General features: G+C 71.4%; 11 protein-coding genes. 7 read left to right on the plus strand and 4 right to left on the minus strand.

Annotated elements, in window-relative coordinates:
* The first annotated feature begins 1 nt into the window (after position 1).
* Positions 2–2338 (plus strand): SpoIIE family protein phosphatase, encoded by a 2337-nt coding sequence (locus ACH34Q_RS14450; protein ID WP_395983403.1) that lies wholly within the window; start codon positions 2–4, stop codon positions 2336–2338.
* 179 nt (positions 2339–2517) lie between these two features.
* On the opposite strand, the gene ACH34Q_RS14455 is transcribed toward ACH34Q_RS14450, so the two are convergent.
* Both ACH34Q_RS14455 and ACH34Q_RS14460 read right to left on the minus strand, forming a co-directional pair.
* Positions 2518–3396 carry a class I SAM-dependent methyltransferase gene (locus tag ACH34Q_RS14455; RefSeq protein WP_395983404.1) on the minus strand — a complete coding sequence of 293 codons (879 nt, stop codon included), beginning with the start codon at positions 3394–3396 and terminating at the stop codon, positions 2518–2520.
* Between the two features lie 204 nt (positions 3397–3600).
* Positions 3601–3759 (minus strand): hypothetical protein, encoded by a 159-nt coding sequence (locus ACH34Q_RS14460; protein WP_395983405.1) that lies wholly within the window; start codon positions 3757–3759, stop codon positions 3601–3603.
* A gap of 150 nt (positions 3760–3909) precedes the next feature.
* Between ACH34Q_RS14460 and ACH34Q_RS14465 the strand changes: the two genes are divergently transcribed.
* The 3 genes from ACH34Q_RS14465 to ACH34Q_RS14475 all read left to right on the plus strand — a co-directional run bounded on the left by ACH34Q_RS14465 (position 3910) and on the right by ACH34Q_RS14475 (position 7723).
* Positions 3910–4308 (plus strand): hypothetical protein, encoded by a 399-nt coding sequence (locus ACH34Q_RS14465; RefSeq protein WP_395983406.1) that lies wholly within the window; start codon positions 3910–3912, stop codon positions 4306–4308.
* 96 nt (positions 4309–4404) lie between these two features.
* Complete coding sequence (locus ACH34Q_RS14470; RefSeq protein WP_395983407.1) at positions 4405–6432, plus strand: MFS transporter; 2028 nt, start codon at positions 4405–4407, stop codon at positions 6430–6432.
* A gap of 145 nt (positions 6433–6577) precedes the next feature.
* Entirely contained in the window at positions 6578–7723 is a 1146-nt protein-coding gene (locus ACH34Q_RS14475) for an acetyl-CoA C-acetyltransferase (RefSeq protein ID WP_395983408.1), read from the plus strand.
* 190 nt (positions 7724–7913) lie between these two features.
* On the opposite strand, the gene ACH34Q_RS14480 is transcribed toward ACH34Q_RS14475, so the two are convergent.
* The gene (locus ACH34Q_RS14480) at positions 7914–8759 is read right to left on the minus strand and encodes an alpha/beta hydrolase (protein WP_395983409.1); all 846 of its coding nucleotides are present in this window, start codon (positions 8757–8759) and stop codon (positions 7914–7916) included.
* A gap of 216 nt (positions 8760–8975) precedes the next feature.
* Here ACH34Q_RS14480 and ACH34Q_RS14485 point away from each other — a divergent pair, with 216 nt between their 5' ends.
* A complete protein-coding gene (locus ACH34Q_RS14485) occupies positions 8976–9938 on the plus strand; it encodes a PaaX family transcriptional regulator C-terminal domain-containing protein (RefSeq protein ID WP_395983410.1) in 963 nt (320 codons plus the stop codon).
* Positions 9939–10056: 118 nt separating this feature from the next.
* Entirely contained in the window at positions 10057–10851 is a 795-nt protein-coding gene (locus ACH34Q_RS14490; RefSeq protein WP_395983411.1) for an enoyl-CoA hydratase/isomerase family protein, read from the plus strand.
* A 50-nt stretch (positions 10852–10901) separates the two neighbouring features.
* Here the strand turns inward: ACH34Q_RS14490 and ACH34Q_RS14495 are convergent, their stop codons facing one another.
* Entirely contained in the window at positions 10902–11663 is a 762-nt protein-coding gene (locus ACH34Q_RS14495) for an IclR family transcriptional regulator (protein WP_395983412.1), read from the minus strand.
* Positions 11664–11930: 267 nt separating this feature from the next.
* Here ACH34Q_RS14495 and ACH34Q_RS14500 point away from each other — a divergent pair, with 267 nt between their 5' ends.
* A complete protein-coding gene (locus ACH34Q_RS14500; protein ID WP_395983413.1) occupies positions 11931–13901 on the plus strand; it encodes an acyl-CoA dehydrogenase family protein in 1971 nt (656 codons plus the stop codon).
* The last annotated feature ends 214 nt before the right edge of the window (positions 13902–14115 follow it).

Below are 14115 nucleotides of genomic sequence, written 5' to 3' on the forward strand. Positions count from 1 at the left end.
CATGAAGCGATGGGGGGAGTCGCCGCTCGACGCACGCCTGCCGCCCGAGACCGTGCTGAACCAGATGGAGATGGCGGTCATCGTCTGCGACCGGTTCAGCAACGTCATCTACGGCAACTCCTTCGCGCGGCAGTTGTTCGGCTTCGGCGGCGAGATCATCGGCCACTCGGTGCTGTCCCTCGGTATCGCCGAGGAGGACCACGAGCAGGCCACCGAGCTGGCCCGGCACGTGCTCAAGGGCAACGTGTGGGAGGGCACCTTCTGCAACCTGCGCGCCGACGGCAGCACGGTCTACACCCGGGCCCACGCCGTCCCGCTGCGGCATCCCTCCGGCGCCGTCGACGGCGTCGTGATCTTCGCCCGCGAGGCGCTCCGCAGCAACCAGCGCGAGCAGGACCGCTACGGCCTGCTGGAACGGATCGGCGAGCGGCTCGGCGGCTCCCTCGAGCTGGAGACCACGCTGCGGCGGGTGGCCGACACGCTGGTACCGCAGTTCGCCGACCACTGCTTCATCGACCTCTACAGCGGCGACCGGCTCCACCGCCGGGTGTCGCGGCACGCCGGCGGCTGGGAGCCCCCGCCCGGCACCTGGGCCGCGGTCGGCGAGCCGGTGACGTACCCCGAAGGCCACTTCAGCGCCAAGGCGATGAGCCGCCGTGACGCGGTGCTCGTCGAGGACATGGTCCAGCACCGGTTCGACGCGCCGAGCGACTCCAGCAAGCGGCTGGGCGACGAGATGGGCATCACCTCGGTGATCTCGGCTCCGCTGCTGGTACGCGGCGAGCTGCTCGGCGTGATGAGCATGGCGCTGTCCAACCTCAGCCGGCGGGCCGACCCCCACTACGACGGCTTCGACCGCGACCTGCTGGGCGCGATCGCCAGCCGGGTGGCGCTGGCCGTCGACAACGCGCTGCTCTTCGAGGAGGAGCGCGAGACCGCGCTGGCGTTCCAGAAGCACCTGCTGCCCGGCGAGCGGCCGCCCAAGCTGGACGGCCTGCAGATCGCCTGGCGGTACGAGCCGGCCCGGCCGCTGGAGTCGCACGGGCACGGCATCCAGACCCAGGTGGGCGGCGACTGGTACGACGTGATCCCGCTGTCGGCCGGCCGGGTCGGGCTGGTGATCGGCGACGTGGAGGGCCGCGGTGCCCGCGCCGCCGCCGTGATGGGCCAGCTGCGGGCCGCGCTGCGCGCGTTCGCCCAGGACGACAAGCCGCCCGCCGACATCCTGCGCAAGCTCGACGAGTGGGTCCGTACGATGACCCGCCCGGAGCGGATGCGGTCCGGCTGGAACAGCGACGACCTGGTCCGCCCGCCGCTGGTCTCGTGCACGTACTTTGTGTACGACGCGTGGTCGCGGGTGCTGGAGTTCGCCAACGCCGGGCACGATCCGCCGCTGCTGATCGTCGACGGCGCGGTGAGCGAGCTGCCGTTCGAGAGCGAGGGCGCGATGCTCGGGGTGCGTGCCCCGGGGATGGGCGGCGAGATCTTCTTCTCCGAGGAGACCGCCGAGCTGAAGCCGGGCGCCACGCTGGTCCTTTACACCGACGGCCTGATCGACCGGCGGCCCAAGGAGAACGGCGAGTACCACACCCGCGAGGAGTCCCGCGAGCTGGTCCGCACGGCGATCGAGGCGGTGGCCCGCCGCGACGTGGAGAGCATCGCCAACGCCGCGTACGAGGCGGTCCCCGGCGACATCAACGACGACGTGGCGATCGTGGTGATCCGTACCTCCGGCGAGGAGCTCGGGGTCGAGGAGCGCACCTTCCCGGCCGAGCCGATCATGGTGTCGGAGGCCCGCCGGATGGCCGCCGACGCGTTCGCCTCCTGGGGGATGCACGACGAGCAGGCCGAGCTGGCCTGCCTGCTGGTGTCCGAGGTGGTCACCAACGTGGTGCTGCACGCCACCGTGACGCCCGTCCCGCGCCGCGAGCTGGTCCTGGACGGGCCGCCGCTGGTGCAGTTCAACACCGGCGACCTGCCCGGCGATCTCGGCGCCGATTTCGGCACGGGTGATTTCGGCGTCGGCGGCTTCGCGGGCGATCCCTCCGCGCCCGGCTTCGGGGCCGGCGCGTTCGACGAGGACGACTGGAACCTGGGCGCCGACCTGGGCCGGCGGGAGCCGTCGACCAAGGAGTTCCGGCTGCGGCTGCGGCGCGGCGCCGACGCGATCTGGGTCGAGGTCTTCGACTCCGACATGCGGCTGCCCCGGATCCGCAGCGCGGGCGAGACCGACGAGGGCGGCCGCGGCCTCTACCTGGTCGACCAGCTCGCCAGCCGCTGGGGCGCCCGTCCCATCGCCGACGGCAAGGCCGTCTGGTTCGAGCTCCCCCTTTCCTGACCGGAGTCCCGGCCCACTGCACTCGCCTGGCGGCTCGTTCCGTGACCGTGCCTTGTGCGAGCGCGGCATCGCTTCGCGATCTGGCCGGTGAGGCTCGCCGTCGGCTTTGCCTCTCCGGCCAGGTAGCGCGCTCGCGCGGTGGCTGAGGCCACTTTGAGACAGGCACTAGCCCCGAGGACTCAGATGGGCTCGGCGGCGACATGCGCCCAGGACTGGGTGAACCACAGCTCACCGCCGATGACGCGGGGTTTCGCGCCGGTACGGGGGCCGCCGTCCACCTCGTCCAGCAGCGCCGTCCGGATCCGGTCGGCGGCGTCCGGATCGCGGGCCCCGGCCAGCCACGGCTCCAGCGGGCGTTCGACGGTGAAGACGTCCAGCCGGCGGATGCTCGCCCCTGCGGACGTGATGAGCTCGGTCACCGCCGCGATCGACGGCGTACCGGGGTGGTCGGGATCGCGGAGCCGCTCGATCCGGTCCCGGTCCGGCTGCGCCAGGTTGCCCCGCACCAGATCGGCGATGATCAGCCGCCCGCCGGGCCGGCAGACCCGCAGCAGCTCGCGCAGCACGTGTTCCGGATTCCCCAGCGTGAAGAGCGAGAACCGTGCGGTGACCAGGGTGAAGCTGCCGTCACGGTACGGCAGCGCGGTCGCGTCGGCGCGGACCCGGACCGGATCGGGCGTCCCGCGCTTGCGGATCCTGATGTCGTCGCGGGTCGCGCCGTTCATCCGCTGCCCGTCCGGCAGGGTGTCGGGGCCGCGGCCCGTTCGCGCCCCGGTGGCCCGGGTCATGCTCGCGTCGCTGGCGATCCGGACCGGTCCCGTACCGAACGTCACGGTGTCCGTCCGGCCGTCGGCGCCGCGTCCGGAGCGCCGCGGCAGCGCGTCGACGGCGGTGACGTGGCGGACCTGGGGACCGAGCGCGTCCGGCATCGGACCGCGCCCGCGCGCGACGTCCAGGCAGACGTCGTCGGGAGACGGTTCGGTGAAGTCCAGGAGGCGCCGGAGATGCGGTGCGAGCGGAGCGCCGGGCTCCTGGGCGATCGTGGCCGGATGCGGCACGTCTGGTCTCCCTCGGCTCCGGTCGGCTTCGTGGTGCGGGGTACGCTCGCGCCGCCGGGCACGTGCGGCCGCACTGTCGGGGTGACATCGGGCCGTCCGGGGGCGTCGAGCGGGGGTTTCGAAGCCGTCTCGCTCCTTATGACTCACCGCCGGGACCGTTTGTTCGTCCCGAAAGGGAGAAAACGCCGTACCGGCCCCGGACGCTCATTCCAGGGACTGCCCCCAGAGGGCGAGCACCACGAGCACGAACACCACGAGCACCGAGACCCGGCCGGGCATCGGCAGCCGCATCCGCACGGCCGCCCAGCGCACGCAGAACGAGGCCAGCAGTGCGACGACGATGAGGGCGAGGATGCCTTCCATGGCCACCTTCGTTCGGGGGACGTGCCGCCTCCGAAAGCCTACGCCGCGACGGCGGATCCATGCCTCCCCGGCGAAGCCGGCAAGCTCCGGGTAAGGCGAGGGTTACCCCAAAGGTCGAGTTCCGTGCGGTACAGGGATAACCTCACGGACGTGGCAGATGCGAAGGAAGACCAAAAGCGCGACCAGGTGGACGATCTCATGGTGCAGGTGGCGCGGGGCAGGATCGCCCTCGGCGTCACGGCGTTCGCCGCCCCCGGACTCACCGCCCGCCTGATGGGCTCGGGCAAGGAGACCGACGGCGGCCGTGACCTGCTCACCCGGATGTTCGCCGCCCGCGAGATCGCGCTGGGCGCCGGCTACCTGTTGAGCAAGGAATCCGACCGCCCGCTGTGGGCCCGGCTCGGCCTGGTCGTCGACTCCCTCGACACCGTGAGCGGCCTGCGCTCCCGCAAGACCCTGCCGCTGTGGCGGGCCGCCGGAGCCGTGGCCCTGGCCGGCGGCGTCGCCGCCATCGGCGCCACCAAGGTCACCAAGGACATCATCGGCTGACGCCGAGCCCACCCCGGACCCCGGGCGGGATAACACGGTGATCTACGACCCGCTGTGGGTAGAGAACCCCCGTACCTGAGGGGCTGGGGGGTCGACATGAGCGTGGAGGGGACGGCGGCACCGGCGGAGTCGCCGTCGATGCCCGAGGGCCGGGACCTGTACGTGATCCTGGGCGCGCTCATGCTGGCGATGCTGCTGGCGGCGCTGGACCAGACGATCGTGTCCACGGCGCTGCCGACGATCGTGGGAGAGTTGGGCGGGCTCAACCATCTGTCCTGGGTCGTCACCGCGTACCTGCTCGCCGCGACGGCGTCCACGCCGCTGTGGGGCAAGCTGGGCGACCAGTACGGGCGCAAGCGGCTGTTCCAGACGTCGATCGTCATCTTCCTGATCGGGTCGGCGCTGTGCGGGCTCTCGCAGGACATGAACCAGCTGATCGCGTTCCGGGCGTTGCAGGGGCTCGGCGGCGGCGGGCTCATGGTGCTGGTCGTCGCCATCGTGGGGGACGTCGTCCCGCCCCGGGAGCGGGGCCGCTACCAGGGGCTGTTCGGTGCGGTCTTCGGTGTCTCCAGCGTGGTGGGGCCGCTGCTCGGCGGGTGGTTCGTCGACAACCTGACGTGGCGCTGGGTCTTCTACATCAACCTGCCGGTGGGCGTGCTCGCGCTGCTGGCGATCGCCGCGGTACTGCACGCGCCGTCCACGCGGGAGAAGCACCGGATCGACTACGCCGGAATCCTGCTCATCGTGGGCTGGGCGGTCGCGCTCGTCCTGCTGACCACCTGGGGCGGGACGTCGTACGACTGGGTCTCGCCGCAGATCATCGGGCTCGGGGTCGGCGCCGTGGTGCTGATCGTGGCCTGGATCATCGTGGAACGGCGCGCGGCCGAGCCGGTGATGCCGCCCCGGCTGTTCGCCCACCCGACGTTCACGCTGGGTTCGGCGATCAGCTTCGTGGTCGGGTTCGCGATGTTCGGCGCGCTGACCTTCCTGCCGATCTTCCTGCAGGTGGTGAACGGCGTCACCCCGACGATGTCGGGGGTGCATCTGCTGCCGATGATGGCCGGGATGCTGGTCTCCTCGATCGGCTCCGGCCAGCTGATCAGCCGTACCGGGCGCTACAAGCTCTACCCGATGCTGGGCACGCCGATCATCGCGGTGGCGCTGTGGTGGTGCTCGCGGATGGACGAGACCACCTCGACGCTGTCCACCAGCCTGCGGTTCGCGCTGCTGGGCTTCGGGCTCGGCCTGGTGATGCAGGTGCTGGTCATCGCCGTGCAGAACGCGATGGCGTACGAGGATCTCGGGTCGGCCACGTCCGGGGTGACGTTCTTCCGGCAGATCGGCGGCTCGTTCGGGGTGGCCGTGTTCGGATCGATCTTCAGTAACCGGCTGGCGCACAACATGGAGAACCTGATGCGGGACACCCAGCTCCCGCCGGGGTTCGATCCGGCCGCGGTGCAGGGTGATCCGGCCGCCATGGACCGGCTGCCGCCGCAGGTCCGCGGGGACGTCATCCACGCGTACGCGGAGTCGATCCAGTCGGTGTTCTTCTGGGCGGTACCGATCGTCGCGGTCGGCGTCGTCCTGACGTGGTTCCTGCGCGAGGTACCGCTGCGGGCGACCTCGCACACCCGCGACTACGGGGAGGGGTTCGGGGCCGCTCCCACGTTCCGTTCGTCCCAGCACGAGATCGAGCGGGCGCTGAGCGAGCTGATGCGCAAGGACCCCAAGGCCACGGAGCTGTACGCGCGGCTCGGCGAGCTGGCGCGGGTGGACCTGCCCGCCGGCAGCATGTGGGCGCTGTGCCGGATCGCCCGCGAGGGGCGGGTCGGGAGCGAGGAGCTCGCCGAACGCGCGGGCGTCCCGGTCGAGTGGGGCAGGCCGTACGTGGACCGGCTCGTCCAGGAGGGGTACGCCGTGCGGCTGGACGGCGAGGTCATCGCCACCGAGTCCGGCCAGGACGTGGCCGCGCGGCTGGTGAAGGCACGGCGCGCCGGTCTGGCCCGCCATCTCGACGGCTGGGAGCCTGAGGAGCATCCGGAGCTGGCCGAGCTGCTGTCCAAGCTGGCCACCGAGTCGATGGGGCACGACGCCGACACCGAACTGGTCCGGCCGCCCGGTTGAGCGCGGGCGGTGGCACGCGCCGTCGATCACGGTCATTCGAGACCGAGGTCATATGGCGTTGCGCCGGTGGGGATGTAATCTCATACTGACTAACCGAATCACACTCGGTTTCGGGACGGAACCAACCCCACACTTTGGAGGCGTAGTGGCCGAGGCGTACATCGTCGGCGCGGTCCGTACCCCCGTCGGCACCAAGAAGGGTGCCCTCAAGGACGTACACCCCGCTGACCTCGGGGCGCATGTGCTCAAGGAACTCGTCAACCGCACCGGGGTGGACCCGTCCGCGGTCGAGGACGTCATCATGGGCTGCGTCATGCAGGTCGGCCCCCAGTCGCTCGACATCGCGCGTACCGCGTGGCTGTCGGCGGGCCTGCCGGACAACGTGCCCGGCGTGACCATCGACCGGCAGTGCGGTTCCTCGCAGCAGGCGGTCCACTTCGCCGCCCAGGGCGTCCTCTCGGGCACCCAGGACCTGGTCGTGGCGGCCGGCGTCGAGCAGATGGCGATGGTGCCGATGGGCTCCTCGGTCGCCATGGCGCTGGAGAAGGGGATGCCCTTCCCGTACGGCGAGGGCTGGGGCGAGCGGTACGGCAAGCAGGAGGTGTCGCAGTTCCGCGGCGCCCAGCTGATGGCCGAGAAGTGGGGCCTGTCCCGTACGGACATGGAGGAGTTCGCGCTCGAGAGCCACCGGCGCGCGGCCAAGGCCATCGAGGCCGGCCACTTCGACCGGGAGATCGCGCCGCTGGCCGGTCTGGCCCGGGACGAGGGCGCGCGCCCCGACACCACGATGGAGAAGATGGCCGGGCTCAAGCCGCTGCGCGAGGGCTGGGCCCTCACCGCCGCGGTCGCCTCGCAGATCTCGGTCGGCTCCTCCGCGCTGCTGATCGCCTCCGAGGAGGCCGTCAAGCAGCACAACCTCACCCCCCGCGCGCGGATCCACACCCTCGCGGTGTGCGGCTCGGACCCGGTCTACATGCTGACCGGCCCGATCCCCGCCACCGAGAAGGCGCTGGCCAAGAGCGGGCTGAAGATCGACGAGATCGACGTCTTCGAGGTGAACGAGGCGTTCGCCCCGGTGCCGATGGCGTGGGCCAAGGACACCGGTGCCTCGCTGGAGAAGACCAACCCCAACGGTGGCGCGATCGCGCTGGGCCACCCGCTGGGCGCCACCGGCGGCGTGCTGATGACCAAGCTGCTGCACGAGCTGGAGCGCACCGGCGGCCGGTACGGCCTGCAGACGATGTGCGAGGGCGGCGGCCAGGCCAACGCCACCATCATCGAGCGCATCTGATCCGTAGGGCGCACGGTCTGTAACGAGCAGGGCAGGTACGAGCAGGGCCTGTAACGAGCAGAGTCTGCAACGAGCAGGGCTTGTAACGCGGCACGGCGGGCGGGGACATCGGTCCCCGCCCGCCGTTCCGTTTCCCGGCCCAGCTTTCTGTGCTCAGCTTTCTGGGCTCAGATCTCCGGGCTCAGGATTCTCAGCTCAGGTTCTTCTGCATCACGTCCCACTCGGTGTCGCACAGGCCGCAGTCAGGCCCGACGAACAGGCTCTTGGCGGTGAGGTCTCCCTTGAGCCGCCACTTCAGCCAGGCGGACCCGACCCGGCCGAACTCGCCGCCGTTGGGCTCGCTGAACGTGCCGAAGTGCCCGACGTCGAGGTTGCCCATGAAGGCCGGCAGGCGGGCGGGCAGCCGGTTCCAGTCGTCCCTGGCGTTCTCGTACGCGATGTCGGAGGGCCCGCCGGCGATGTAGACGATCGGGGCGTGCAGCCGGGCGAGTTGGGGGTTGTCGGAGTCGTCGAGCATCCCGCTGTTGAAGATGCCCGTGGTGGTGATCCGCGGGTCGGCGGAGGCCTCGTACGCCTCCAGGCCGCCGCAGGACTGGCCCATCACCGCGATCTTGGTTGTGTCGATCTTGCCGCGGTACTTGCTGAACGTCCGGGTGTTCTCGGCGATCGCCCAGTCGATGGCGTCGGTGAGCATGCCGGCGTTCGTACTGCCGGAGCCGCCGGGCCTGCCGTTGGCGATGACCAGGATGCCGTGGGAGGCGAACTCCTTGAGGATGTTCTCGAACCAGGTGCCGTCGGCGCGGCAGGCGCCGTTGCCCCAGGCGACGATCGGCATCTTGATGCCGGACGGCAGGGTCTCGGGCCGGTAGATGGTGTGGTTGCGGAGCCGGAAGGTCGTCTCGTAGTCGGCGGGGTAGGGGCCGGTACCCCCTGGCGCCGCGTAGGCGGGGGCGGCCGGCGCCTGCAGGATCGCGCCGGCCAGGACGAACGCGAGGCTCGCGGTGATCGCCCGCCGGATGGTCCGGCTGAGTCTCATGGTGGGGCCTCCCTGGAGGTGGGGACCGGCAGGGATGCGGGTGGGGGAGTGACAGGTGACAGTAATCTGCCGGTCGATGGTCAACATGTCACCGGACGAGGGGACCGGCAACGGCTCGGCCGCCGGACTGGCGAAATTCGGCAACGCCGGTCCGCGGAACTTGTGACCGCCCACATCGGCCCGGGCGGCGTGCGGCGGGACCGTAAAATGGCCGCCATGACGAGCCCAGAAGCGGCGGGCGCCGGTACGGGCGACGGCCGGGGGAGTGTCCAGGAGGACGTCCAAGGGCAGGTCAGCCTCCCGAGGACGCAGAGCGGCTCCCAGCCGCAGAACCTGCTCATGACCCTGCTCGGGGACTACTGGCACGGACGGACCGAGCACGTGCCGTCGGCCGCCCTCGTCGCGCTGCTGGAGGAGTTCGGCATCTCGCCGTTCGCCGCCCGCGCGGCCCTGAGCCGGCTGACCCGCAGGGGCGTACTGGAATCGTCCAGAACGGGCCGCCGGACCCACTACCGGCTGTCGACGCAGCCCTCGGCCGCGGCGGCGCTCGACCAGGGCATGCGGCGCATCACGTCGTTCGCGACCGCCTCCCGCCCGTGGGACGGGACCTGGCGCGTAGTGATCTTCTCCGTACCCGAAGAGCGGCGCGACGTCCGGCACGCCGCCCGCGGACGGCTGCGGTGGCTCGGCTTCGCCCCCCTGTACGACGGGGTCTGGATCTGCCCCCACGACCGGGAGGCGGAGGCGGTCGGCGCCCTCGCCTCGCTGGGGGTACGGCAGTACACCAGCATGACCGCGCAGGTGCCGCCAAGCAGCCCGCAGGGCCTCGCCCCGATCGAGGCATGGGACCTCGCCAGGCTCAGGGCGCGCTACGACGAGTTCGTGACCACATGGGAGGCGATGCTGGAGCGCGTACGGGGAGGGGCGCTGCGCGAGGACGAGGCGCTGCCGGTCCGCACCGAACTCATGTACTCCTGGCTGTACTTCCCCAGCCTGGACCCTGAACTGCCCGCCGAACTGCTGCCGGCCGACTGGCCGCGCGCCCGCGCCTACGAGGTCTTCGCCGAGCTGTACGACGCCCTCGGCCCGCTCGCCGAGTCGCGCGTCCGAGGGATCATCGCCCGCTTCGCGCCTGAGCTGGCCCCGCTCGTCCGCTACCACCCCCACCAGGGCCCCTGAACGGTACGGCCCATCCCGCCCGTACGATCTCCCACCCGTACGATGGCCGGCGGACGGGAGATCTCGCCTCCCGCCGTTCGCTTCCGTTCATGTCGCGTGTGTGCGCTGAGGAGTCGTGATGGACGAGACGATCCTGTACGAGGCGTCCGAGGGGATCGCGCGCATCACGCTGAACCGCCCGGAGGCGCGCAACGCGCTCAGCGACCAGATGATCGGCGAGCTGCTGGCCGCGTTCGACCGGGCGGGCGCCGACGAGGCCGTACGGGTCATCGTGCTCACCGGGGCGGGCGACCGGGCCTTCTGCGCCGGGGCCGATCTCGGGGGCCTGGGCGCGACGCAGGCGGCGGGCGGATCGGTCGCCGATCCGGACGCGATCCGCGCCAGCGCCCCGTACAGGCTGTTCACCGCGTTTCCCAAGCTCGGCAAGCCGATCATCGCCCGGCTGGCCGGGCACGCGGTGGCGGGCGGGCTGGGGCTGGCGGCGGCGTGCGACCTGGTGATCGCCGCCGATGACGTCACGCTGGGCACGCCCGAGGTGAACGTGGGGCTCTGGCCCATGATGATCATGGCGATCATCAACCGGAACGTGCCGCCCAAGCAGGCGTTCAAGCTCTACTACACCGGCCAGAAGATCAGCGCCGCCGAGGGCCGGGAGATCGGCCTGGTCACCGAGGTCGTGCCGCGCGCCGAGCTGGACGCCCGGGTGGACGATCTCGCCCGCACGATCGCCGCCAAGAGCCCGATCGGGCTGCGCAAGGGCCGCGAGGCGTTCTTCGCGATCGAGGGCCGTCCGCTGGAGGACCAGGTGGAGCACCTGCTCGGCGAACTGGTGGAGCTGGCCGCGACCGAGGACGCCAAGGAGGGCATCACCGCGTTCCTGGAACGCCGTACCCCGGACTTCAAGGGCCGCTAGACGCCTCCCCAGGCCGTTGCGTGGTGGAGCGGGCGGCGCGGTGAAGCGGGTCAGGCCATCGTGAGGCTGAGGGTGCGCTGGATGCGGGCGGCGGTGGCGTGCATGCGGCCGATGGACGCTTCGATCTTGGGTAGCCGGCCGGCCCGTACGGAGACCGCCAGGGCGCCCACGACCGAGCCGGTGGCATCGGTGACCGGGACCGCCGCGCAGCCGGTGCCGATCGCGTACTCCTCGCGGTCGAGCGAGACGTCGCCGGGTGCCCGCAGCAGGGCGAGCAGCTGCCGGGGGTCGGTGAGGGTGTGCGGGGTCAGATCGACCATGGGATGCCGGGCCAGGTAGTCGCGCCTGCGGTCCTCGTCGAGCTGGCCGAGCACGCACTTGCCGATCGCGGTGGCGTGCGCGGCGTCGGCGAAGCCCACCCACAGGTCGACTCGGGGGGCGCGCGGGCCGTCGGCCACGTCCACGATCTGGATCTCGTCGTCGACCTGCATGGCGAAGTAGGCCGCCGCGCCCATCTCGTCGCGCAGCGCGACCAGGGTGGGCCGGACGCGGGCCAGCACCTGCTGGGTGCGGCCCTGGCCGTTCAGCGACTGGACGCGGTCGCCCAGCACCCACAGCCCGTCCGACAGGCGCGTCGCGTAGCCTTCGTGCGCCAGCGTGCGCAGCAGGTGGTACGTGGTCGCGAGCGGCAGGCGGGCCTCGCGGGCGAGCTGCTTGGCCGGGGCGCCGCCCGGGTGCGAGGCCACCGCCTCCATGAGTCGCAGCGCGCGCTGCACCGAGGCGATGAGAGTCGGTTTCCGTGTCTCATCCATCACGCACAGCGAACCCCTCTGGCCTCGTGCGGTCAAGGCCTTTGGCGATACTGCCCTTATTGGATCATTTTCCGTGCCGCCGTAACCCGGAATCGGGAAAGTCGATCCCCGTCCCGGCGTTATGGAACGCTCCGCGGTCGCAAAGGGCGGCCGAAAGTCCGGCAAGATCGCAATGATGGTTCCGGTTGGGTCTGCTCAAGCGGGCGACCGGGGAGTAACTTCGCGATTGACCCGCACCCGCGTCGAACTTCGCGTCGAGGAGCCGGCATGACCGAGCCGAGCCGTAAAACCGCCGAAAGCCCCCAGAGCGGGGGCGTGGACGAGCGCACCGCCCGCAAGGTCGCCGAGGAGGCCAGGGACGCCGAATGGCGCCTGCCGAGCTTCGGCAAGCAGCTCTTCCTGGGCGACTTCCGCCTCGATCTCGTCCATCCCCATCCGCGTCCCGACGAGGAGTCCCGGCGTACCGGCGAGGAGTTCCTGGAGCGGCTCAGGGAATTGTGCGCCACAAAGATCGATCCCGCCGAGATCGAGCGGACCGCGCGCATTCCGGACGGCGTCGTCCAGGAACTGCGGGAGATCGGCGCGCTCGGGATGAAGATCCCGAAGCGGTACGGCGGGCTCGGCCTCGGCCAGCTGCATTACGGCCGGGCGCTGATGATCATCGGATCGGTGAATCCCGCGCTCGGCGCGCTGCTGTCGGCGCACCAGTCGATCGGCGTACCGCAGCCGATCAAGCTGTTCGGCACCGCCGAGCAGAAGGAGACCTGGCTGCCGCGCTGCGCCCGCGAGATCAGCGCGTTCCTGCTGACCGAGCCGGACGTGGGCTCCGATCCGGCCCGGCTGCGCGCCAGTGCCGTACCGGACGGCGACGAGTACGTGCTGGACGGCGTCAAGCTGTGGACCACCAACGGCGTGGTCGCCGACCTGGTCGTCGTGATGGCCCGCGTTCCCAAATCGGAGGGGCACCGGGGCGGCATCTCGGCGTTCGTGGTCGACATGTCCACGCCGGGCATCACGGTGGAGAACCGCAACGCGTTCATGGGCCTACGCGGCCTGGAGAACGGCGTGACGCGCTTCCACCAGGTCCGCGTCCCGGCCGCCAACCTGATCGGGTCCGAGGGCGCCGGGCTGAAGATCGCGCTCACCACCCTCAACACCGGCCGGCTCTCGCTGCCCGCGATCTGCGCGGCGTCCGGCAAGTGGGCCACGAAGATCGCGCGAGAGTGGAGCAAGGAGCGGGTCCAGTGGGGCCGCCCGGTCGGCACGCACGAGGCGATCTCCCGGAAGGTGGCGTTCATCGCGGCGACCTCGTACGCGATGGAGGCGATGCTCGACCTGTCCAGCCAGCTGGCCGACGACGAGCGCAACGACATCCGGATCGAGGCCGCGCTGGCCAAGCTGTGGTCCTCGGAGATGGCCTGCCGGGTCGCCGACGAGCTGGTCCAGATCCGCGGCGGGCGCGGCTACGAGACCGCCGAGTCCCTGGCCGCCCGCGGCGAGCGGGGCGTACCGGCCGAGCAGATCCTTCGCGACCTGCGGATCAACCGGATCTTCGAGGGCTCCACCGAGATCATGCACCTGCTGATCGCCCGCGAGGCGGTGGACGCGCACCTGTCGGTGGCCGGTGACATCATCGACCCCGAGGCGTCCAGGGAGGACAAGGTCAAGGCGGCGGCCCGCGCCGGCGGCTTCTACGCGCGCTGGCTGCCCACGCTGGTGACCGGCGCGGGGCTGCGGCCCGGCGCGTACCCCGAGTTCGGCCCGCTGGCCCGGCACCTGCGCTACGTGGAGCGGGCCTCGCGCAAGCTCGCGCGCTCGACGTTCTACGCGGCCGGCCGCTGGCAGGGCCGGCTGGAGTACAAGCAGGGCTTCCTGGGACGCATGGTCGACATCGGCGCCGAGCTCTACGCGATGAGCGCCGTGTGCGTCCGGGCCCAGGCCGACCTCGACGAGAACGCCGCGCCGCTGGCCGGGGACTCGGCGACGGCTCCGGGACGGTCCGGCCTGCGGCTCGCGGACGCGTTCTGCCGGCAGTCCCGGGTCCGGGTCGAGGAGCTGTTCGACGGGCTCTGGCGCAACACCGACGATCTCGACTCCAAGCTGGCCGGACAGGTCCTCGCGGGCGAGTTCACCTGGCTGGAGGAGGGCGTGCTCGACCCGTCCATCCCCGGGCCCTGGATCGCCGAGGCCGAGCCCGGCCCGAGCGAACGGGACACCGTGCACCGCACGATCGGTTAGCACGGGCGGGCAGCGCGGGCGGCTGACCCAGGCGGCCGGTACGGGCCCGTTCGGTCGACACGGGCCCGCTCCGGGGTGGAAAACAGCGCCTGCGGCATGCCGCCCGGGCCGCTGTGGGTAGACTGACGCGACTTTGTGCCCGAGACCGGCCTGGCCCCTTCGAGGTGTCGGCCCGCCGGTCCGGCGAACGCCAGGCCGCACGTCGAGCCGAACG

This window comes from Actinomadura sp. 9N407, assembly GCF_044326315.1.
Taxonomy (GTDB): domain Bacteria; phylum Actinomycetota; class Actinomycetes; order Streptosporangiales; family Streptosporangiaceae; genus Spirillospora.